The 22,023-nt window shown below is 60.8% G+C and carries 21 protein-coding genes; 11 read left to right on the top strand and 10 right to left on the bottom strand.

Features of this window, described 5'->3' with window-relative positions:
• The first annotated feature begins 1 nt into the window (after position 1).
• The 5 genes from M2395_RS19100 (at position 2) to M2395_RS19080 (ending at position 5,563) form a co-directional block, all read left to right on the top strand.
• Positions 2-691 (top strand): ABC transporter permease, encoded by a 690-nt coding sequence (locus M2395_RS19100; protein ID WP_011063273.1) that lies wholly within the window; start codon positions 2-4, stop codon positions 689-691.
• 43 nt (positions 692-734) lie between these two features.
• The gene (locus M2395_RS19095) at positions 735-1,916 is read left to right on the top strand and encodes a pyridoxal phosphate-dependent aminotransferase (RefSeq protein WP_011063274.1); all 1,182 of its coding nucleotides are present in this window, start codon (positions 735-737) and stop codon (positions 1,914-1,916) included.
• Positions 1,917-2,024: 108 nt separating this feature from the next.
• Positions 2,025-3,770, top strand: coding sequence for an amidohydrolase (locus M2395_RS19090; protein WP_053159991.1), 1,746 nt, complete (start codon positions 2,025-2,027; stop codon positions 3,768-3,770).
• Entirely contained in the window at positions 3,770-4,696 is a 927-nt protein-coding gene (locus M2395_RS19085) for a GTP-binding protein (RefSeq protein WP_123431387.1), read from the top strand. Before M2395_RS19090 ends, M2395_RS19085 begins: the two co-directional genes overlap by 1 nt.
• A gap of 165 nt (positions 4,697-4,861) precedes the next feature.
• Positions 4,862-5,563, top strand: a complete 702-nt coding sequence (locus M2395_RS19080; RefSeq protein ID WP_011063277.1) for a hypothetical protein — start codon at positions 4,862-4,864, stop codon at positions 5,561-5,563.
• 101 nt (positions 5,564-5,664) lie between these two features.
• Here M2395_RS19080 and glyA read toward each other — a convergent pair whose 3' ends face one another.
• Positions 5,665-7,020 (bottom strand): serine hydroxymethyltransferase, encoded by a 1,356-nt coding sequence (glyA, locus tag M2395_RS19075; RefSeq protein ID WP_053159994.1) that lies wholly within the window; start codon positions 7,018-7,020, stop codon positions 5,665-5,667.
• A gap of 527 nt (positions 7,021-7,547) precedes the next feature.
• Between glyA and M2395_RS19070 the strand changes: the two genes are divergently transcribed.
• Positions 7,548-8,150, top strand: a complete 603-nt coding sequence (locus tag M2395_RS19070; protein WP_015636912.1) for a helix-turn-helix transcriptional regulator — start codon at positions 7,548-7,550, stop codon at positions 8,148-8,150.
• Positions 8,137-9,018 (top strand): queuosine precursor transporter, encoded by an 882-nt coding sequence (locus M2395_RS19065; protein ID WP_015636913.1) that lies wholly within the window; start codon positions 8,137-8,139, stop codon positions 9,016-9,018. The genes M2395_RS19070 and M2395_RS19065 overlap by 14 nt, the downstream gene beginning before the upstream one ends.
• 94 nt (positions 9,019-9,112) lie before the next feature.
• Here the strand turns inward: M2395_RS19065 and queC are convergent, their stop codons facing one another.
• The 9 genes from queC to hmpA all read right to left on the bottom strand — a co-directional run bounded on the left by queC (position 9,113) and on the right by hmpA (position 18,321).
• Positions 9,113-9,811 carry a 7-cyano-7-deazaguanine synthase QueC gene (gene queC, locus M2395_RS19060; protein ID WP_011063281.1) on the bottom strand — a complete coding sequence of 233 codons (699 nt, stop codon included), beginning with the start codon at positions 9,809-9,811 and terminating at the stop codon, positions 9,113-9,115.
• A 120-nt stretch (positions 9,812-9,931) separates the two neighbouring features.
• Entirely contained in the window at positions 9,932-10,486 is a 555-nt protein-coding gene (locus tag M2395_RS19055; protein ID WP_019093706.1) for a cytochrome b, read from the bottom strand.
• A 158-nt stretch (positions 10,487-10,644) separates the two neighbouring features.
• A complete protein-coding gene (gene cyoE, locus M2395_RS19050) occupies positions 10,645-11,532 on the bottom strand; it encodes a heme o synthase (protein ID WP_011063283.1) in 888 nt (295 codons plus the stop codon).
• 10 nt (positions 11,533-11,542) lie between these two features.
• Positions 11,543-11,872: a cytochrome o ubiquinol oxidase subunit IV gene (cyoD, locus tag M2395_RS19045; protein WP_011063284.1), complete on the bottom strand. Its 330-nt coding sequence runs from the start codon at positions 11,870-11,872 to the stop codon at positions 11,543-11,545.
• Complete coding sequence (locus M2395_RS19040) at positions 11,873-12,499, bottom strand: cytochrome o ubiquinol oxidase subunit III (protein ID WP_011063285.1); 627 nt, start codon at positions 12,497-12,499, stop codon at positions 11,873-11,875. It lies immediately after the preceding gene.
• A 3-nt stretch (positions 12,500-12,502) separates the two neighbouring features.
• Positions 12,503-14,521 carry a cytochrome o ubiquinol oxidase subunit I gene (cyoB, locus tag M2395_RS19035; protein ID WP_011063286.1) on the bottom strand — a complete coding sequence of 673 codons (2,019 nt, stop codon included), beginning with the start codon at positions 14,519-14,521 and terminating at the stop codon, positions 12,503-12,505.
• A gap of 3 nt (positions 14,522-14,524) precedes the next feature.
• Positions 14,525-15,469, bottom strand: a complete 945-nt coding sequence (cyoA, locus tag M2395_RS19030; RefSeq protein ID WP_011063287.1) for a ubiquinol oxidase subunit II — start codon at positions 15,467-15,469, stop codon at positions 14,525-14,527.
• 796 nt (positions 15,470-16,265) lie between these two features.
• On the bottom strand, positions 16,266-16,775 hold the full coding sequence (locus M2395_RS19025; protein ID WP_011063288.1) for a disulfide bond formation protein B: 510 nt from the start codon (positions 16,773-16,775) through the stop codon (positions 16,266-16,268).
• 364 nt (positions 16,776-17,139) lie between these two features.
• Positions 17,140-18,321 carry an NO-inducible flavohemoprotein gene (gene hmpA, locus M2395_RS19020; RefSeq protein ID WP_123431388.1) on the bottom strand — a complete coding sequence of 394 codons (1,182 nt, stop codon included), beginning with the start codon at positions 18,319-18,321 and terminating at the stop codon, positions 17,140-17,142.
• 156 nt (positions 18,322-18,477) lie between these two features.
• On the opposite strand from hmpA, the gene norR reads away from it, so the two are divergent.
• From norR to M2395_RS19000, 4 genes are all read left to right on the top strand, one after another.
• Entirely contained in the window at positions 18,478-20,034 is a 1,557-nt protein-coding gene (norR, locus tag M2395_RS19015) for a nitric oxide reductase transcriptional regulator NorR (RefSeq protein ID WP_015636917.1), read from the top strand.
• Positions 20,035-20,211: 177 nt separating this feature from the next.
• Positions 20,212-21,114 (top strand): chemotaxis protein, encoded by a 903-nt coding sequence (locus tag M2395_RS19010; protein WP_065365220.1) that lies wholly within the window; start codon positions 20,212-20,214, stop codon positions 21,112-21,114.
• Positions 21,115-21,117: 3 nt separating this feature from the next.
• Positions 21,118-21,597 carry a GNAT family N-acetyltransferase gene (locus M2395_RS19005; RefSeq protein WP_123431389.1) on the top strand — a complete coding sequence of 160 codons (480 nt, stop codon included), beginning with the start codon at positions 21,118-21,120 and terminating at the stop codon, positions 21,595-21,597.
• 97 nt (positions 21,598-21,694) lie between these two features.
• Positions 21,695-22,021, top strand: coding sequence for a hypothetical protein (locus tag M2395_RS19000; protein WP_123431390.1), 327 nt, complete (start codon positions 21,695-21,697; stop codon positions 22,019-22,021).
• The last annotated feature ends 2 nt before the right edge of the window (positions 22,022-22,023 follow it).

Raw genomic sequence — 22,023 nt, 5'->3', positions numbered from 1 at the left:
GATGGACTTTTCCTGGATCAACGGTTTTTCCAGCGAGCTGCTGCGCGGCCTGGGCATCACCCTCAAGCTCCTGCTGCTGAGCGGAATCTGCGGCTTTGCCCTGGCAGTAGTGGTGGGCCTGGGCCGGGTGTCGCGCAACCCTCTGATTCGTGCGCCGATGCAGTTCTACATCAGTGTGTTTCGCGGCACGCCGCTGCTGGTGCAGATCTACATCCTCTATTACGGGGTCGGCAGCCTGTTCGCCGCCTACCCGCCGATTCGCGGCAGCTTTCTCTGGCCCTACCTGCGCGAAGGTTTCTGGTATGTGGCCTTGGCCCTGACCCTGAGTGTCGGCGCCTACGTCGGCGAAGTGCTGCGTGGCGGCCTGCGGGCCGTGCCCCGAGGCGAGCTGGAAGCCGCTCGCGCCTATGGCATGGGCCACTGGCTGACCCTGCGCCGGGTGTGGCTGCCCCGGGCCCTGGAACTGGTGCGCCCGACCCTGGTGGGGGAATGCGTGCTGCTGCTCAAGGCCACTGCACTGGCGTCCACCGTGGCGGTCACCGACCTGCTGGGCGCGGCCAACCTGGTACGGGCCCAGACCCTGAAAGTCTACGAGCCGCTGCTGGCCGTGGCACTGATCTACATCGTCCTGGCCTTTGTCATCGAACATCTGTGCGCACGCCTGGGCAAGGTCCCCCAGCGTCAGGCCTGAACCCATTCATTGCGCGGGCAGCGAGGCCCGTGAGGAGAACAACATGCGTTACTCACCTTTCGTACAGCGCATCAGCGGCGAATCCGTCAGCGCCTGGGACATCCACTACGCGGCCATCGAGGCCCGTGGGCGCGGCGAAGACGTGATCGTGCTCAGCGTCGGTGACCCAGACTTCGCCACCGACGAGCGCATCAGCGCCGCCGCCAGTGCCGCCCTGGAGCAAGGCGACACCCACTACACCCACGTCCTCGGCCGCCCGGCCCTGCGTGAGGCCATCGCCGCCAAGCAGCGCCGCCTGCTGGGCATCGAGGTCAGCGCCGACAACGTGGCGCTGGTGGCGGGTGCGCAGAACGGCTTGTTCGCCACATCGCTGTGCCTGTTCAGCAGCGGCGACGAAGTGCTGGTGCCAGAACCCATGTACCTGACCTACGAGGCCTGCATCCACGCCTCGGGGGCGCAGATCGCCTGCGTCCAGCAGCCGGCGGCCAATGGCTTTCGCCTGACCGCCGCGGCCCTGGAAGCGGCGCTCACCGACAAGACTCGCGGCATTGCCCTGGCCACCCCGTGCAACCCCACCGGCAACGTCTACAGCCGTGAGGAGCTGGAAGCCGTGGCCGAGGTGGCGCGCAAGCATGACCTGTGGGTGATCTCCGACGAGGTCTACGGGCAACTGACCTACGACCGCGAACACCTGAGCATCGCTTCGCTGCCGGGCATGGCCGAGCGCACGGTAATCCTCAACAGCCTGTCGAAAACCCATGCCATGACCGGTTGGCGCGTGGGCTGGGTGATCGCCCCGCCGGCCCTGGTCGGGCATCTGGACAACCTCTTGCTGTGCATGCTCTACGGCCTGCCGGGGTTTATCCAGGAAGCCGCGCTCAAGGCCCTGGAACTCGATGAAGAAGTGATCGGCAGCGCCCGCGAGGTCTATCGCCGGCGCCGCGACCTGGTGGTGGCGGGCCTCAAGCAGGTGCAACTGCTGGACTGCCGCGAGCCGGAAGCCGGGATGTTCATGCTGGTGGACGTACGCCGCACCGGCCTGTCGAGCATGGATTTCGCCTGGCAGCTGTTCCGCGCCACCGGGGTCTCGGTGCTCGACGCCCAGGCTTTCGGCGCCAGTGCCGAGGGCTTCGTGCGGATCTCCTTCACCGTCGCCGACGAGGTGCTCAAGGACGCCTGCCAGCGCATTGCCGGCTTTGTCGAAACCCTGGGCGCACAACGCTGAATGCATGACCCGGGCCGCCCAGCGGCCCTGGTACCTCCGACAAGAACACTGCTGCGCCTTACTTTTTTGCCCACCTTTGAAGGGCCCCCTGCTTGAGAGGTTGACCCCGTGACCGCTTCCGACCAATTCAACTCCACCCATAGCGCCGTCGATCAATACGCTGAACTGGTGCTGCACAACGGCCGGATGTACACCCTCGATCCGGCCCAGCCCTGGGCCGACGCCGTGGCCATCCGCCAGGGCAAGCTGATCGCGGTGGGCAGCCTCGCCTCCCTGGCTTCGCTGATCGGCCCCAACACCCGCCAGCACGATCTGGACGGGGCCTTCTGCATGCCCGGCCTGCATGACATGCACACCCACCCGGACCTGGCCCTGGCCCCGCGCTACGCCGACGACCTGGACGTGGGCATCGAAGACCCGACCCCGGAGCAACTGGCAGCAGCGATCCACGCCTATGCCGACAGCCATCCCGGCGACGGCTGGATCTACGGCCAGTACTGGGTGCGCTACACCTTCCGCGAGGCCGGGCTGACCCCGGGCCGCGAATGGCTCGACAGCGTCATGCCGGACCGCCCGGTGGCCCTGCTGGACCGCATGTGGGGGACCATGATGGTCAACTCCAAGGCCCTGGAACTGGCCGGCATCGACCGCCACACCAGCGACCCGCGCAACGGCTACCTGGAGCGCGACGAGCTGACCGGCGAACCCAACGGCTTGTTGATCGACGGTGCCTACGCCCTGATCCACGCCGCCATGCCGCCGACTCCGGTGTCGGTGCTGCGCCGTGCCTATCGCGATGGCGTGCATTTCCAGACCTCTCGCGGGGTCACCGCCACCAAGTACGTGCACGTCTGCGAAAACCGCCTGCAGGCCCTCAAGGAACTGGACGATGCCGGCGAGCTGACCCTGCGGGTGGAAGCCGCCATCAGCTGGCAGGACGACATCTTCCCGGTGCGCCGGCGCTGGGAACTGCTCAGTGGCGAGCGGCATTTCTATCGCAGCGCGCGCCTGAGTGCCAACGCGGTGAAGTTCCACTTCGATGGCACCGTGGAGCCCAAGTCTTCCTACCTGCTGACCCCCTGGCCGGAAGAGTCGAGCTGGCGCGGCAAGCTCAACCTGACCCCGGAACACATTACCGACATGGTGGTGGACATGGACAAGCGCGGCCTGCGGGTGATCGCCCACTGCACCGGCGACGGCGCCTCCGACGTGTTCCTCGATGCCGTGGCCGAGGCCCGGCGGCGCAACGGCAACAGCGGCATCCGTCACCAATGCGCCCACAGCACCCTGCTGCACCCGGGCAACCTCAAGCGTTTCCAGGCCCTGGACGTGATCGCCGAGTTCTCACCGGCAGCCTGGTACCCGACTCCGTTCGCCAGCGGCGCACGCTCCGGCTACGGCCAGGAACGCCTCAAGCGCATCTATGACTTCAAGGGTGTGCTGGCAGCCGGTGGCATCGCGGTGTTCGGCACCGACTGGCCGGTGGCGTCCATCGATCCATGGCTGGCCCTGGAAACCATGGTCACCCGGCAGAACCCGTGGAACCAGGAACCCGACACCTTCGGTGACCCCATCAGCCTGGAACAGGCCCTGCAAGTGGCGACCCTCAACGGCGCCCATGCCATGGGCCTGGAGCACCTGACCGGCAGCCTGGAGGCCGGCAAGTCGGCGGACCTGATCGTCCTCGACCGCGACCTGTTCGCCCAGGGCGCACGCAACTACATCCACCACACCCAGGTGCAACTGACCTTCGTCGAGGGGCAACTGGTCTACGACCGCCAGGGCACCTTCAGCGACACCCCGCTGCAAGCGGTGTGGGAAGGCCTGCCACCGGTGATCGAGGGCAAGGAATAATGAACAGCACCCCGAGCATCCCGGTAACCGTGGTTGCAGGCTTTCTCGGCGCCGGCAAGACCACCCTGCTCAACCGCATGGTGCAACGCGCCGACAGCGGCCGGCTGGCGGTGATCGTCAACGATTTCGGCGAGCTGAACATCGATGCGGCGATCATCGCCGAGGTCACCGACGCGGTGTACAGCCTGCAGAACGGCTGCATCTGCTGCACCGTGCAGGAGGACCTGCTGGCGCAACTGGTGAGCCTGTCCAAGCTGCGCCCGGCCCTGGAGCGAATTGTCATCGAGTGCAGCGGCGTCTCCGACCCGCAGCGCATCGTGCAGACCATCGGCTACCCGCAACTGCGCAACCGCCTGCACCTGGACGCGGTGATCACCCTGGTGGATGCCAGCGGCTACCAGGACCTGGAAGGGGAAATGGCCCGCCTGTCCCGAGCCCAGGTGGCCTGCGCCGACTGGGTGCTGCTGAACAAGGCCGACCTGGTGAGCGCCGAGCAATTGCAGAACATCCGCGCCAGCCTCGGCAATCGCGCCCCGGTGTTCGACACGGTGCAGGCCGAGCTGCCCCCCGAGCTGCTGCTGGCGCCGCCGGTGCGCTCCACCGAAGTGCTGTTCAAGGCCCTGCCCCAGGCCCACGACCAGTTGTTCGAAAGCTGGGTGTGGAAAAGCTCGCGACCGCTGCAGCCCAAGGCTTTGCGGGACTGGCTGGCGCGCCTGCCCGCCGACCTGCTGCGCCTCAAGGGCCTGGTGCGCCTTGAAGGCAATGAACAACCTTATTGGTTGCAGCATGTGGGCAACCGCAGCCAGTTCACCCTGGCCGCCGATCAGCCCACCGAGCATGCCGCGCAATTGGTATTCATCGCCCGCCGAGGCAGCGATCTGCGCCAGGAACTGGAGGCTGGGGTCAGCGATACACAAGTGCTTTGAACGACAGGGAATCTGTGGCGCGAAGGCCGGTCTGAAAGAGGCGCGGCTGCCGGGCCGTCGCTTGGTCCGTGACAATAGGGCCCGGGTCCAATAGATTAGGCGCCCCCGAAAATCCCCCTGGGCCTTTCGCGCCTCAAACCTGTTAAACCAAGTAGTGGATGTTCAATGCCTGATTCCAACACCGAAGAATCCGTAGTCGCCCTGTCCAACAAGGCCGAATACGAAAACGCCATTCATCTTTCACAACACGTGTCCCAGGCCAAGACCATCAGCGAGATGGTGCTCGACGCCTTCCACACCTCGAAAGAAAGTGACCAGATTCGCGAACTGCGCGCAGCGATTCGCCAGGCCCACGACCGCTTTGACGACGACACCGCCTATGAACTCATGGGCCAGCTCAAGCAGCTCAAAGACGCCGAGGCCGCCGACCTCGCCGCCCTGGAAGACCTGAGCAAGAAATTCCCCATCAGCCGGATTCTCTCCAGCTACAAGGACGATCCGGACTTCCAGGAGCTGGTCTACGGCCTGGCCCTGAAGGTGCTGAACCAGACCCACCAGGCCATCAGCAACCCCAGCGGCGGCAAGAGCAAGGCGCGTCCGAAGAAGGAAATGGAAGTGTTCGCCATCAGCAAGGACGGCGTCAGCGTCACCCTGCCGATGCGCCCGCGCTCCAAGGCCAACGTCGACCGTGAAGCCTTCGAATTCCTCGGCTTCAGCTTTGTCGGCGAAGGCGACGAGGCGGAACTGGAAAGCGAGATGTTCCTCGACAAGGATGGCAACGAACAGCAGGCCACCCGCAAGAACATCGTTACCGCGATCCAGCAGCAGACCGCGTTCGAAGGCTACAGCGCGCAACAACAGCTGTAACCCGCCGCGGCAGGAGCGAGCTTGCTCGCGAAGCGCCAGCACAGCCTTCTGCAGACCTGAAAAGCCCCGTATTCCAGCGTGAAGACGGGGCTTTTCTTTCTTCAGCGATCCCCGTACTCAAGGATGGGGTACATCGCACACAACGCCTCGGTCTCCAGCCGGAAGCACTCCTGCTGCGCAGGCTCCAGAACGTATGGCTGCTCGCCTCGCGGCTGCAGCTGATCCAGTATCCGGCACACCAGGTCGACGATCTGCCGGCAGCCCTGGGGGTCCACATAGCGCTGTGCGATGGAGCCCGTGCCGATACACAAGCCATTGGCGGCAAATGACGATCGAGTCTCCCCCGGTGCGCGTTTTTTGCTGACGATGATTCCGCACTTTTCCAATGCCGATTCGGCGAGGGAGCCGCTGATGCCCTTAGGCAAACGCAACAGGATCGTGTGGTTTTCCGTCCCGCCGCCCATTACCTCGTAGTCCCGCGCCATGAACGCGCAGGCCATTTCATCCGCCGTGGCGCGAATCCGCCCCATGTAGGCATCGAACTGTGCAGACATGGCATAGCCCAGCGCGGCCGCCTTGGCGGCGATCATGTTGACTGCAGGCGCCCCCTGCATCCCGGGGAAAACTGCCTGGTCGAGCACCCGACGAAAGCTCGACCTCAGGCCGGGCACCTTGGTGTCCGCGTCCCGCCCGGAAAGAATCAGGCCGCCGCGTGGCCCGGCGAGCTGTTTGTGGGTGCAAGTGGTGGTGACGTGCGCCACATCGATCGGGCTCGGATGACGCCCCGTGGCAACCAGGCCGGCGATATGGGAGATGTCGGCAAGGACGATGGCCCCGGCTTCATCGGCAATGTCGCGAAAACGCTGGAAGTCCACGACCCGCGAATAAGCCGTTGCCCCACAGATGATGATGCGCGGGCGATGGGCCATCGCCAGCTGACGTACCTCCTGGTAGTCGATGGTGCCCTGGGCCGTGGTGCCGTAGCGGATCGCCTTGTAGTGGGCACCGGTAAAAGCGAGGGAGCTGCCGTGGGTCAGGTCGCCGCCATGATCCAGGGCCATCCCGAGCAGGGTGTCCCCCGGCTCAAGCAGCGCGGACAACACCTGGTAGTTGGCGTTTGAGGCCGAGTGCGATTGCACCGCGGCGTATTGCGCGGCAAACAGCTCCCGTGCCCTGCGGATCGCCAGGGATTCCACCAGATCGACGTTTTCGCACCCGGCGTGATGGCGTTTGCCCGCAACCCCCTGCGCCGTCACGTTGACCAACGCCGAGGCCGAGGCGGCAAGGCTTCTGGGGGTGGCTGCACAGGAGGATGAAACCAGGGAAAGCGTGCGTTGTTGCCGGCTTACTTCAGCGTCCAGGATCCTGGCCAGCTCGGCGTCTTCTGTTCGCAGGTCCGCCAAGCCACATCGCAGCAAGTCGGCCTGGTTCCTCAGTGGTTCGGTATCGGCTGCCATAAATCTGTGCCCCTTCCTTGAGTGCTGCGCGCCACGAACGAGGGCGTGCTTCCTGGGTTTTACGTTCGTTGGTGTGAATCGGGCTGATCCGGGCCCTGGGTCAAGACTGTATAAGGCGTAACAGAATTAATCAAAAAATTAAACATCCCCAAAGTTAAATGCTTCTTTTTTGAAGTGGAAGGACATCGGCGCAGCCTTGCCGGTGCAAGCCTCAGGGCGAGAGTGATAATGCCCAACCCCTGGGGCTTTATTGTCATGGCTGACGCATGCAACACTTGTCCGTTGCGGCCCTGTGCAAACCGGCCCCTCTCAGCGACTTGATCGCCCACAGTCCCCGTAGCGAAGTATCCCAGGACGGATACAGGCTGGCTAAAGGAGCACTAGCGAATTACCAGACAACACACAAGCAACTGACAGGCTTCTGCCACAGTGATCCCGCTATTGGCACCAGGCAATCGATGTCATGCGCGATGTGAACGCTAAAAAATTCGATGCATTACGACTATAAGGAAATGGTGAGGCATTTGATGCACAGAAGAGAAAGAACAGAGTATTTAAAAAGCAATATCAAATACCTGATTAAAAGTCGCGGAGAGACACAACTGTCTTTATGCAACGCCAGTGGCCTGACCAGAACAACCATATACAACATCCTGGAAGGCAAGGTCAGCAACGTCCAGCAGTCCACCATTCGAAAAATCTCCGACTTCTTCGGCATTTCCTATGAGGAAATAGAAACCGTCGACTTTGAAGAGAAGGAGATCATCGAAAGCAGCATTTCCCCGCAAGGGAACATGAACCCGGCTGCTGTTCCGATCCTCAAGGAAAGCCAGTTGATGGCCAACATGGATAAACGTATTGGCGAACTCGCCACTTGTTTCCCATTGACCTACTACTTCGGTACATCCTCTAACTTGATAGCCGTGCGCCTGGAAAACGATATCAAGGGCATGTATGAGGTCGGCGGCCTGCTGATCGTGCAAAAGGGGACGATCACCGATGAAAAGGAAAAACTGGCTTACGACAAACAGACCAGGAAACTGCTGATCATGAACGAGGTCGTCTTCGACCCAGATCGTATATCCGTTGTCGGCGATATCATTGAGGAACGCTTCAATGACTGCCTATGAAGGTGATATCGAGAACAGCAAGTACAAGCTTCTGGGGTTTGAGAACAATAAAAACCTGGCCGTGATCATGATCATCGACACCGGCAAGGTCATAAAAATAAAGCTGAGCGAAGTAGTGAACAGCGAAATAATGGATAACTTAAACAAAATGGAAGTTAAAAACCTGTATAAAAAGTTCTACTCACAAGGAGGAACACTTACTGCATACGACTTGAACGACCGCAATGAAAACTCATGGATGATCTACATCATCCTCAACCTGCTGCTCTTTACCTTTTATATTTTCACCAGCATCGCTGCAACAAAGCCGATCTACCTTGAATCCCTCGACATCATTATTACCCCCGGCACCTTTCTGTACCCTCTGACATTCCTGATCGTTGACCTGCTGAACGAGAACTTCGGACTCAGGCTCGCCAGAAGAGCCATTCTGTTTGCATTTGCAAGCAACGCCATGATCATCATCCTGCTCTACGCGTCCACTTTTCTCCCCGGACTGCCAGGCTGGAAACTCGATACACCTTATAACGACGTTATTATCCAGGTGTCGTCTGTACTGGTAGCGTCTTCCGTTTCCTTCCTTGTTTCTGAAAACATAAACTCATATTTGCTGTGCAAGATAAAGGAACTCACAAATTCCAGATTCCTATTTCTGCGGATATTCCTCAGCACCTTGTTTGCGGTCATCATCGACAGCTTCGTGTTTTGCTACATCGCCTTCTATGGATCCATGCAAAACAACGACATCCTGAACATGATTTATGTTCAGATCGCAATCAAGGTCTGTTTTGCATTCTTCAATATATTGCCCGCCTATGGCGCACGATCACTGTTCAAGAGATACATAACGGATAGCCAGGCAAAATGATCGATCGCTGTTTGTAGAGCGACGCCGGAGCTCAACACCTATCTGCCAGGCAGGTTCAGTGTTGGGCTCCAAGGGCAGCAAGCTGCTCAAATCCTCACTTCAGACCCATCTTGCTCTTCAGGCTATCCATGACTTGCGTCTTGTTCTCCAGATAAGCGTTCAAGCCTTTTGCCCGCAGATTGCAGGCGTCGCAGTTGGCGCAGCCACTGCCCATGATGCCGTTGTAGCAAGTCAGGGTCTGCTCGCGAACCAGCTCCAGTTGATTGTGGTAGTCCGCCAGAGCCCAGGTTTCTGCCTTGTTCAGCCACATCAGTGGAGTCTCGAGGCGCAACTTGTACTCCATGCCCAGTTCGAGGGCCTTGTTCAATGCCTTTACAAATTCATCGCGGCAATCGGGGTAACCCGAGAAATCGGTCTCGCACACTCCGGTAATCACGGTCTCGGCTTTTACCTGATAGGCATAGATAGAGGCCAGGGTAAGGAACAGGATGTTTCTTCCGGGTACAAAGGTGCTGGGCAAGCTCTCGCCTGAACTGTTCACCGTGGGCACCGGAATGTTGTCCCGAGTGAGGCTGCTGATCGCCAGTTCGTTGAGTAACGAAGCGTCCAGCACTTTGTGCACGGTCGCCCCCAACTGCTTGGATAGCCGCTGCGCGGTCTCGATTTCCGCGTGGTGCCGCTGGCCATAGTCGAACGTAATGCAGTGCACTTCGTCATAGAGCGGCAAGGCGTGGATCAGACAGGTTGTCGAGTCCTGTCCGCCGCTGAACACGATAACCGCTGTTTTCTTCATCATTCTGCTTCCTGCATGAGTTGGGTCATTTGAATAGTTGGGCAGCCCACGCAAGGGCTCTCAATAAAATACCCCGCGCGTCTCTCGAAGGCGGGGCTTTTCCGTGTTCGGGTGCGCGGCTCACGCCGAGCGTGCACTGCCGGCCATGCGCCGCAGAATATGCCCCTGGCCCTTGATGCAGTGCAGGATCAGCGCCGCCACATGGCCGACGATCAGCACCAGCAGGGTCCAGCCCAGGAGGCTGTGGAAATTGTTGCCCAGCTCGGTCATCCACTGGATCTTCGGCCCGTCGAAGCCGTTCATTACCGGCAGACCGAAGGCGGAAAAGGCGCGACCCGAGCCGTACTGACGCAACAGGCCGAGAAACGGAATGGCAAACATCCCGGCATACAGCAGCCCATGCCCCAGGGTTGCTGCAAGGTTGAGGCTCGGCGGCCGGCGATGACGGTTCAACAGGCTCCAGACCACACGCACCAGCAGCAGGGCCATCAACAGCAGGCCGACTTGCTTGTGGGTCGGCCAGAGGAACTTGTCCAGGGCCGAATCGGCCAGCAGGTAATGCGCACTGGTGGTGCTGTAGATCCAGGCAAAGGCCAGGGCCATGGCCCAGTGCAGTCCGCGACTGATGACGCCATAGCGCGCCTTCGAGTCGTACAGTTCAATACGGTTTTCCATTGCATCCACTCAGGTTCTATCCACGAACGGCGCATTTTACCCGGCCAGGCCAGGCCTTCGGGCCGAAAAACTTTAAATGATGTGACCATCAATCCAGCGCAATGAAAAAAGCCCCGCGCTTCTTGCGAAGGCGGGGCTTTTCCTGTGGCCTGGACAGCTTAGTGTGCGTAGGTCAGCAGGAGCTCGGTCGGGGCCTTGAAATCCACCGACATCATCACGCTCAGCGCGGTGATGGTGAAGATCGAGAACACGAAGAGCTTGCGCGCCCACACGGTGTCATCCACTGCCTTGTAGCCGGTCCAGGCCATGTACAACCAGTACATGCCCATGGCCGCCGCTACCGCCAGGTAGCTCATGCCGGCGTAACCGCTGAAGGTCAGCATCAGGGTCGCCACCAGGAATGCCAGGATGTAGAGCAGGATGTGCTTCTTGGCCACGCGGATGCCACGCTTCACTGGCAGCACCGGAATCGATGCGGCCAGGTAATCGTTGAAGCGGAAGATCGCGATAGCGTAGGAATGCGGCATCTGCCACAGGCTGAACATCACCAGCAGGGTCAGCGCAGCCATGTCGAAGCTGTTGCTGACCGCGACATAGCCGATCACTGGCGGCATGGCCCCGGACAGACTGCCCACCAGCGTGCCGTGAACCGACTTGCGCTTGAGGTACAGGCTGTAGAAGCCGACGTAGATGACAAAGCCGATTACCGCGAACAACGCGGCCAACGGGTTGGCCACGTAGTACAGCAGGGCGACGCCGGCGACACCGAGGATAGAGGCGTAGACCAGTGCCACTTCCAGGGAAATCAGGCCCTGGACCAGCACGCGGTTCTTGGTGCGCTCCATCTTCAGGTCGATGTCACGGTCGATGCAGTTATTGAACACGCAACCGGACGCTACCACCAGCGAGGTGCCGATCATGGCGGCCAGGAAAATGGCCAGATCGACATGCCCTTTCGAGGCCAGGAAGAACCCGCCTGCCACAGAAAGCACGTTACCGAAAATGATCCCCGGTTTGGTGATTTGGATAAAGTGCTTGAGCGACATCGGGTTTACCTCACTTCGCCATCATGACGGTGTGGATGCTGAACATGATCCACAACGACAGACCAACCAGCAGAACAATGACCAACGCGGCGAAGATGAACGCCACCACGTTGTTGCGCTGTGCTTCGGAACGGTCCAGGTGCAGGAAGTACACCAGGTGCACCAGCACCTGGATGACTGCGAACGCCAGGACGATCCACAGGGTCACGTCTTTGGGCAGCGATGGGTACATCACCAGGCCGAACGGGATCAGTGTCAGGATGACCGACAGGATGAAGCCGATGGCGTAGGACTTGACGCTGCCGTGACCGGCTTCGTCGTGGGAGTGTGTGTTGGCCATTTACATAGTCCCCATCAGGTAAACAACGGTGAATACGCAGATCCACACCACGTCCAGGAAGTGCCAGAACAGGCTCAGGCAGCTCAGACGGGTCTTGTTGGTCGCCGTCAGGCCGTTTTTCTGCACCTGGTACATCATGATCGCCATCCAGATCAGACCGCTGGTCACGTGCAGACCGTGGGTACCGACCAGGGTGAAGAACCCGGACAGGAAGCCGGAACGGCTAGGGCCATAGCCTTCGGAGATCAGCAGGTGGAACTCGTTGATCTCCATGCCGATGAAGCCCAGGCCGAACAGGAAGGTCATGGCCAACCAGCCCAGTACCTGCTTCTTGTTGCCCCGGAAGAACGCCAGCATGGCGAAGCCGTAGGTGATCGAACTGAACAGCAGCAGGGCGGTTTCACCCAGTACGTATGGCAGTTCGAAGATGTCGTGGCCCGACGGGCCACCCGCTACGTTGTTAACCAGTACCGCGTATACCGCGAAGATCGACGCAAACAGAATGCAGTCGGTCATCAGGTAGAGCCAGAAACCGAATACGGTCATCTCGCCCGAGTCGTGGTGATGGTCATCGTGCCCATGGTCATCGACATGGGCGTGTCCAGCATTGGTCACTAAGTTCGACATGGATTAAGCCTGTTCCAACGAGGTTTCAACACGGGTAGCCGGGATCTTGTTCTCCGATACCAGACGCTTGTGCTGTTCGGCTTCGATGCGCTCGATCGTTTCGACCGGCACCATGTAGCCTTGATCATCACGGGCAGCGTGGATCGCGAAATAGATCACGGTGCCGGCCAGGCTTGCGATGGCCAGCCACCAGATGTGCCAGATCATGGCGAAACCGAACACGGTCAGCAGAGCACCCATGACCAGACCGGTAGCGGTGTTGTTGGGCATGTGGATCGGCTGGTAGCGGCCAGGCTGCGCGTAGGCAGTGCCGTTTTCCTTGGCTTCGGTGAACGGATCGATGCCTTCGGCTTTCGGCAGTACCGCGAAGTTGTAGAACGGAGGTGGCGACGAGGTCGACCATTCCAGGGTGTGGGCGTTCCAAGGGTCGCCGGATACACACATGTTCTGCTTGCGGTCACGCACGCTGACGTACAGCTGGATCAGCTGGCAGGCGATACCCACGGCGATCATCACCGCACCTACCATGGCGACGTACAGGTACGGCACCCACTCAGGGTTGGTGGTGGCGTTCAGACGACGGGTCATGCCCATGAAGCCCAGTGCATAGAGCGGCATGAACGCGACGAAGAAGCCGGAGATCCAGAACCAGAACGCAGCCTTGCCCCAACCTTCATGCAGCTTGAAGCCGAAGGCTTTCGGGAAGTAGAAGCTGAAGCCGGCGATGTAGCCGAATACCGCGCCGCCGATGATCACGTTGTGGAAGTGAGCGATCACGAACAGGCTGTTGTGCAGAACGAAGTCGGCACCCGGAATGGCCAGCAGTACGCCAGTCATGCCGCCGATGGCGAAGGTCACCATGAAGCCCAGGGTCCACAGAACCTGGCTGGTGATGCGCAGACGGCCGTGGTAGATGGTGAACAGCCAGTTGAACAGCTTCACCCCCGTCGGAATCGAGATCAGCATCGTCGCCAGGCCGAAGAAGGCGTTGACGCTGGCCCCCGAACCCATGGTGAAGAAGTGGTGCAGCCAGACCATGAAGCCCAGTACCGAGATCGCGCCGGAAGCGTAGATCATCGAATGGTGGCCGAACAGGCGCTTGCCGGAGAAGGTCGAGATCACTTCGGAGAAGATACCGAACGCCGGCAGGATCAGGATGTACACCTCGGGGTGACCCCAGGCCCAGAACAGGTTCACGTACATCATTGGATTGCCACCAAGCTCATTGGTGAAAATGTGGAAATCCATGTAACGGTCAAGCGTCAGCAGTGCCAGGGTAGCGGTGAGGATCGGGAACGAAGCCACGATCAGCACGTTGGCCCAGGTGCAGGTCCAGGTGAAGATCGGCATGTCCATCATCTTCATGCCCGGGGTACGCATTTTCAGCACGGTGGCCAGGAAGTTGACCCCCGTCAGCGTTGTCCCCAGCCCTGATAGCTGTAGCGCCCAGATGTAGTAGTCCACACCCACGCCCGGACTGTATTGCAAGCCCGACAGCGGCGGATAGGCAACCCAGCCGGTCTTGGCGAATTCGCCAACGCCCAGGGACAGGTTGATCAGCACCACGCCCGAAACCAGCAGCCAGAAGCTCAGGGAGTTGAGGAACGGATAGGCCACGTCACGCGCGCCGATCTGCAGCGGCACGACAAGGTTCATCAGGCCGGTGAAGAATGGCATCGCCATGAAGATGATCATGATCACACCGTGAGCGGTGAAGATCTGGTCATAGTGTTCAGGTGGCAGGTAGCCAGGCGAACCCTCGGTGGCCATGGCCAGCTGGGTACGCATCATGATGGCGTCGGCAAAACCACGCAGCAGCATGACCATGGCGACGATGATGTACATCACACCGATTTTCTTGTGGTCGACGGACGTCAGCCACTCGGTCCACAGGTAGGTCCACTTCTTGAAGTAGGTGATTGCCGCGAACAGCGCCACGCCACCGAGCAGAATCATGGCAACGGTGACCATGACAATCGGCTCGTGGAACGGAATCGCTTCCAGACTTAATTTACCAAACATCGTTTACTCCTCTGCCCCGGCAGCTGAATGCGAACTCACGTCCATCCCTTCCGTTGCGGCCACTTCCTTTTCTTTCTTCTCGTGCTTGAGCGGCTTGCCCGGTTTCATGCCTTCATACTTGTCGATGACGGTCTGGAACAGGTTTGGCGCGTAGGCGGAGTAGAGCTCTACAGGATTGTTCTGGCTTGGCTTGGAAAGGGCTTCGTATTCAGCGGTGTCCAGCTGTTTAGGTGCCTTCTTGACTTCGTTTACCCAGGCGTCGAAATCTTCCTGACTGGTAGCGATCGCTTTGAACTTCATGCCGGTGAAACCCGCGCCGCTGTAGTTGGCGGAGATACCTTCAAGTTCGGTGTTCTGGTTGGCAATCAGGTGCAGCTTGGTGGTCATGCCCGCCATCGCGTAGATCTGGCCGCCCAGGCCCGGGATGAAGAACGAGTTCATCACGGTGTCGGAGGTCACGCGGAAGTTCACCGGGGTATGGGCCGGGAAAACGATCTTGTTGACGGTGGCGATCCCTTGGTCGGGATAGATGAACAGCCACTTCCAGTCCATGGCGACCACTTCGATGGTCACTGGCTTGACGTCGGAATCCAGCGGACGGTACGGGTCCAGGGCGTGGGTCGACTTGTAGGTGACATAACCCAGGGCAATGATGATGAGCACCGGAACCAGCCACACCGCGATCTCGATCTTGGTGGAGTGGGACCACTTCGGCGCGTAGGTCGCGTCCTTGTTGGAGGCGCGGTATTTCCAGGCGAAGGCGAAGGTCATGATGATGACCGGCACAACCACCAGCAGCATCAGGATGGTTGCCGTGATGATCAGGTTTCGTTCATCCAGACCGACCTGACCCTTGGGATCGAGCAAGGTCCACTTGCACCCTCCCAGCATTAACATGCCGAGCAGCGGCAATAAGCCTAGTAATCTGGGGTACCTGTTTTTACTCATCTCACGACCTCTAAAGCAGCTTGCGCAATGCAGTTGGGTTTTGATCGCCAACACTTCACCCTGCCAAGGGTTGGCATTTTTCTTCAATTGAATAAGGGCCTGCCCGTTGCGTTAAGCGCTCAACGACACATCCCGGGCTAGCAGTGGTTCTTATTCGATCTCGTGGTCAAAGGCCTTGTTACAGACCAATTCCATTTGGTGCGGAAGTTTGGAAGGCGCCGACACCCGCAGTCGCATGGAGCGCTCTATCCGCCCCTCGACCGTCCTCGTGTGCTCAGGGTTGAGCAGCGTCGGAAATTCAGTGCGGGCGATTGTAGATATGTCGCGTTTTATAAACCATGTCTTATCCCGAAATAATTTTTATCCCATGGCGCAACAATCCCTCATGATTGTTGCAAAGAATCGCAATCATAGCGATTTTCATTTGCAACAAAAAGCCCCAAAAAGGACCTGAAACACCCCCCTTCCAGGACTCTCGATCCCCCCTGAGGGCCGCCTTCCATCAGGCTTCACCCCTTGTAAAACGGGCGCTGTGAAGATTTGTATCGATAGCAGGCTATGGTTCTCGGCCGACAGGCTCGCGTACACAAACTGACAGGCTCTCATTGAACCAGCGCGCCAGAATGCAGTCTGTTGCAGCGACTCAACCGCCCCTCTGCGACCGCGGCACTGTGACAACATGTCGCACTTTTGCCGCACCTGCGCTTGCCGCAAATCACGGACTTTTCAGGTGCCGAATGAACGGCACAAAAAAGCCCCGGCCCTCCCATGGGGAGCCGGGGCTTTTACGGGCGAATCAGTAGGTTTTCTTGCGATTGCGCACCACACCCAGAGGCACCAGGATCACCGTCAGCACGAACGCCACCAGCGCCCACTGGGCCAGGGACAGACCGAGGATCGGCGGGTACGGCGTGGAGCAGAAACCGTCCACCTGAAAGCCCAGGGGGAAGATCTTGGCCAACGGCAGGCTGTCGACAATCGGCTGCAGTACATCGATGCCACAGCTCACCGAGGGGTAGAACTGGGTGTACACATGGTGCCCCGCCACGCCCGCGCCGGCGAGGGCGCAGATGACCACCAGGGTTTCCATGACCGTGACCCCACGTCGCGAACTCATGGCCGCACCGATGAAGGCAAACAGTGCAATCAGCAGCAAGGCATAACGCTGCAGGATGCACAGCGGGCACGGCGCCTCGCCCAGCACCACCTGCATGTACAGGGCTCCGCCGATCAGTGCCAGGCAGATAATCCCCAGCAGCACCAGGAAACGCCGCTCGCGTCCCAAACCCAGTCTGTCGTCACTCATCCCTATTCCTTTTTCTGTTGTGTTCAGCCTGCCCCCCGAGACCCGAGGCGGCAGACCGAGATTGTCTTCGATGAACCCGTCGATCGCGCGCAGGCCAATGCTCGCAGAGGCACACCCGGCTGCCGGGAAGTCTACACGTTGAACATGACCTTTGAATGCAGGGACGTACAGCGCCACTGCAAGGCGGCTTCGGGCGCTTTGCCAGGTGCGGACAATAGCGACAAGCAGGTTAAGAGTGGATTAACCGCCATACCAAATACGCCGAGAACAAAGGCGGTTTCGGGTAAATCAGCGAATGCCGGAGCGACATGAAACGAAGGGGGGAGAGAAAAAGCCGGCGCCCGTGGGGCGCCGGCCGGGGTGGTTATTCCAGGGCCGCTGCCGGACCGAAGAACTCATAGCGGCTCTGCTGCTCGGGAATGCCCAGGGCCTGAAGGTGACGCTTGATCGCGGCCATGAAACCCTTGGGCCCGAGGAAGTAGGCGTCCAGGTCGCGTTGCTCCGGCAGCCACTCGGCCAGTTGCTCGCGGGTCAGCATGCCCAGCTTGTCCGCCGCCGGGCTGACACCGTCATCCTCGGCGTAGCAATAGAAGCGCTTGAGCTGTGGATACCGCTGGGCCAGTTCATCGACCCAGTTGCGAAAGGCATGCACCTGGCCGTTGCGGGCGCAGTGGATGAAATGCACCGGACGCTCGGTGGCCAGCGCCGCCTCCAGCATCGGCAGGGTTGGAGTGATGCCCACCCCGCCGCTGATCAGCACCAGCGGTTTGTCGCTGGCCGCCAGGGTGAACTCCCCCGCGGGAGGGAACAGCATGACGCTGGTGCCCACCGGGCATTGGTCATGCAGGTAGTTGGAGGCCACGCCGCCGGTTTCGCGCTTGACGCTGATGCGGTACTGGCCCTGGTTGGAAAGTGCCGAGAGGGAGTAGTTACGACGGATTTCCTCGCCCCCTATAAAGAGCTGCAAACCGATGTACTGCCCCGGTTCAGCGGCGAGGATCGGCCCCTGGTCCAGCGGTTCGAAATAAAAGGAGGTGATTTCCGCGCTTTCTTCCACCTTCTGCACCAGCCGGAACTCACGGGCACCGCGCCAGCCGCCGGGCGCCTGGGCTTTCTCGTCGTAGATCGCCGCCTCGGCGCCGATCAGGATATCCGCCAGCTGGTTATAGGCGGCGGCCCAGGCATCGATCACTTCCTGGGTGGCGATCTCGCTGCCCAGCACTTCGGAAATGGCCCGCAGCAGGCAACCGCCGACGATGGGGTAATGTTCCGGAAGGATCTGCAGGGCGACGTGCTTGTTGATGATCTTGGCCACCAGATCCCCCAACTGGTCCAGTTGGTCGATGTGCCGGGCATACATCAGAACACCATTGGCCAAGGCCCGGGGCTGATCGCCGCTGGCCTGATGCGCCTGGTTGAACAGTGGCCGCACTTGCGGGTACTCGCAGAGCATCATCCGGTAGAAGTGGGTAATCAGGGCTTCGCCGCCGCTTTCGAGCAGGGGCACAGTGGCTTTGATAATGGCACGATCTTGAACGCTTAGCATAAGGACAACTCCTGGACTTTATGACTGCTTGCAGGTTTCCTATGCCTAATCAGTTTTCGTGCCAGAAATAAATACTTTAAATATCAACAAGTTAAAATAAATATAGTCATAAAGACATTCTGTCTTTTATAGTCATTAAGACACCACGGAGTCATTATGACTGCAAAATCCCTGCTCACCGCCCTGCTTCCCCTGGTCACCGACCTGTCCCGCGAACTGCCCGAAGGCGAGCGCTATCGCCGCCTGCTGGAAGCTCTGCGCGCCCTGCTGCCCTGCGATGCCACTGCACTGCTGCGCCTGGATGGCGAGTGGCTGGTGCCACTGGCGGTCAACGGCTTGAGCACCGACACCCTGGGCCGCCGTTTCAAGGTCAGCGAGCATCCGCGCTTCGCCGCCCTGCTCAGCAGCCCGGGCCCGACCCGCTTTGCCAGCGACAGCGACTTGCCCGACCCCTACGACGGCCTGGTGGAAGGGCTCGATGATCACCTGGAAGTGCATGACTGCATGGGCTGCCCGCTGTTCGTCGACGAGCGCCCCTGGGGCCTGCTGACCCTAGATGCCCTGGACCCGCAGCGCTTCGAACCCATCGAGCTGGATGCCCTGCAAGCCTTCGCCAGCCTCGCCGCCGCAACGGTCAGCGCCGCCCAGCGCATCGAACGCCTGGCCCAGCGCGCCGAAAACGAGCACCAGCGGGCCGAGGTCTATCGCCAGGCCAGTGGGCAGAACCGCGAGATGATCGGCCAGAGCAAGGCCCACAAACGCTTGCTGGAGGAAATCAAGCTGGTGGGCGGCAGCGACCTGACGGTGCTGATCACCGGAGAAACCGGCGTCGGCAAGGAACTGGTCGCCCAGGCTATCCACGCGGCTTCGCCCCGGGCCGAGCAGCCGATCATCAGCCTCAACTGCGCGGCCCTGCCCGACACCCTGGTGGAGAGCGAGCTGTTCGGCCACGTGCGCGGCGCCTTCACCGGGGCCACCCAGGATCGCCGGGGAAAATTCGAACTGGCCAATGGCGGCACGCTGTTTCTCGATGAAGTGGGCGAGTTGTCGCTGACAGTCCAGGCCAAACTGCTGCGGGTGCTGCAAAGCGGCCAACTGCAACGCCTGGGGTCGGACCAGGAGCATCGGGTCGACGTGCGCCTGATTGCCGCCACCAACCGCGATCTGGCGGAAGAAGTGCGCAACGGCCGCTATCGTGCCGACTTCTACCACCGTCTCAGCGTCTACCCCCTGCGGGTGCCGGCACTGCGCGAGCGCGGCCGCGATGTGCTGCTGCTCAGTGGCTACTTCCTGGAACAGAACCGCTCGCGCATGGGCCTGGGCAGCCTGCGCCTGAGCGTTGAAGCGCAACAGGCGCTGCTGGCCTACCACTGGCCGGGCAACGTTCGCGAGCTGGAGCACTTGATCGGGCGCAGCGCTCTGAAAGCGCTGGGCAACCACCCCGAGCGGCCGAAGATCCTCAGCCTGGATGCCGGCGATCTGGACCTGCCCCGGGCCAGCGAAAGAACCAGCGCCCCCGTCGAGCCTGCTGTTGCAACCCAGGCCATGCCAGCGGTCGCCGGCGACCTGCGCCAGGCCACCGACCACTACCAGCGCCAACTGATCAGCAGTTGCCTGGAGCGGCACCAGCACAACTGGGCCAGCGCCGCCCGTGAGCTAGGCTTGGACAGGGCCAACCTGAGCCGCCTGGCCAAGCGCCTGGGCCTGCGGTAAACGCCAGCGCCGACAAAGCGCCCCGCCCCTCTGCAGGAGCCGGCTTGCCGGCCAGGGTCGCGCCGCCGACGGAAAGCGGGAACACCGCTAAAGCCAGCCCTGAACACGTCGATAACCCGTTATCAATGGTTGTCCGTGGCCCGTGCCACGAGCCAATTTTCTCCAGAGAAGGTTTTTATGTCCTCCAACAAAGCCCGCGCAGATTCGCTATCGCTTCTGCTGTTTACCTTGCGCAGCGGCAAGCTGATGGCAATCAACCTGCTTAAAGTCAGTGAGATCATTCCCTGCCCGCCGCTGACCAAGCTGCCCGAATCCCACCCCCACGTGAAAGGCATCGCCACCCTGCGGGGCAACTCGCTGTCGGTGATCGACCTCAGCCGGGCCATCGGCGAGCGGCCCCTGGCCGACCCCGACAGCGGCTGCCTGATCGTCACTGACGTCAGCCGCTCCAAACAGGGCCTGCACGTGCAGGCCGTGAGCAAGATCGTGCATTGCCTGACCACCGATATCCGTCCACCGCCCTTCGGTTCCGGCGGCCTCAAGTCCTACATCACCGGGGTGACCCAAGTGGACGGCACCCTGGTGCAGGTACTGGATATCGAGAAAGTGATCCATGGCATCGCCCCGGCCCAGATCGAGATGGCGCCCACCGAGCTGAGCATGGAAGACGCCGAAGCCCTGGGCAACGCGCGGATCCTGGTGGTGGACGACAGCCAGGTGGCACTGCAGCAATCGGTACACACCTTGCGCAACCTCGGCCTGCAATGCCACACCGCCCGCAGCGCCAAGGAAGCCATCGACTGCCTGCTGGAACTGCAAGGCACGGCCAACGAGATCAACCTGATTGTCTCGGACATCGAGATGTCGGAGATGGACGGCTACGCCCTGACCCGCACCCTGCGGGAAACCCCGGACTTCGCCCACCTCTACGTGCTGCTGCACACCTCCCTGGACAGCGCCATGAACAGCGAGAAAGCCCGTGTGGCCGGTGCCAACGCCGTGCTCACCAAGTTTTCCTCGCCAGAACTGACCCGCTGCCTGATCGACGCCGCCAAGACCATTGCCACCCAGGGCGCCTGAGGCATGAGCCAGATCCACTGTTTGTTGATGCGCCGCGATCTCACTGCCCCATTGGCAGCGCCGCAGTGGCCTGCCGGCATCACTGTGTACAACTACAGCCCCGAGCATGCGCAGGCTGTGCATCAGTTGATGCATCTGGGCTACCAGGACGGTGGCGGCGACGTCCCGGTGCTGGACAGCTGGCGCCAGGCCTTCGAGAGCGATGCCGAATACGACCCCGAACTGTGCCTGGTGGCCCGGGATGCCGAAGGTGTGATCGGCGTCGCCCAGTGCTGGACCAGCGCCTACATCAAGGACCTGGTGGTACACCCCCGCGTGCGCGGCCAGGGCCTGGGGTGCGCCTTGCTGCAACAAGCCTTCATCCTGTTCGCCGAACGCCGGGAAGGCTGTGTCGATCTGCGGGTACTGGAAGGCAACCTAGGGGCCCGGCGCCTCTACGAACGCGTCGGCATGTACATCGTGCGTCACGAAACCCTCGACTGATCCGCCGGTCACTATCCTGTAGCCGCCGCCGAAGGCTGCGAACGGCCGGATCAGCCCCGGCGATCCCAACGCCCCTGCGCCCCAAGGAGCCGCCCCCATGAACGCCAAGACTCTGTGCCTGCTCTGCCTGGCCACCCTCACCGACCAGGCCAGCGCCTCCAGCGACGATGCCTGGGCCGCCCTGGAGCAGGCCATCCGAATCAGCTGTACCCAGGCCAGCGGCCTGAAAAACCCCAAACCCGTGGGAACCATCGCGCAATTTCCCGACCAGGTCGGCGTCAGCGCCCTGTTGCTGCAAGGCCGCTACCCGCAGAAACACATGCGCGGCCAATCGGGCATCGAACTGTGCCTGTACAACAGGCAGACCGGCCAGGCTGAGGTCAGCGAGTGGGACTCGATCCGGCCGGCCCTCACGGCCCGGTGAAT

This window comes from Pseudomonas sp. BIGb0176, from assembly GCF_024810175.1.
Lineage (GTDB): Bacteria > Pseudomonadota > Gammaproteobacteria > Pseudomonadales > Pseudomonadaceae > Aquipseudomonas > Aquipseudomonas protegens.
This window is presented reverse-complemented; position numbering and strand designations above follow the sequence as displayed.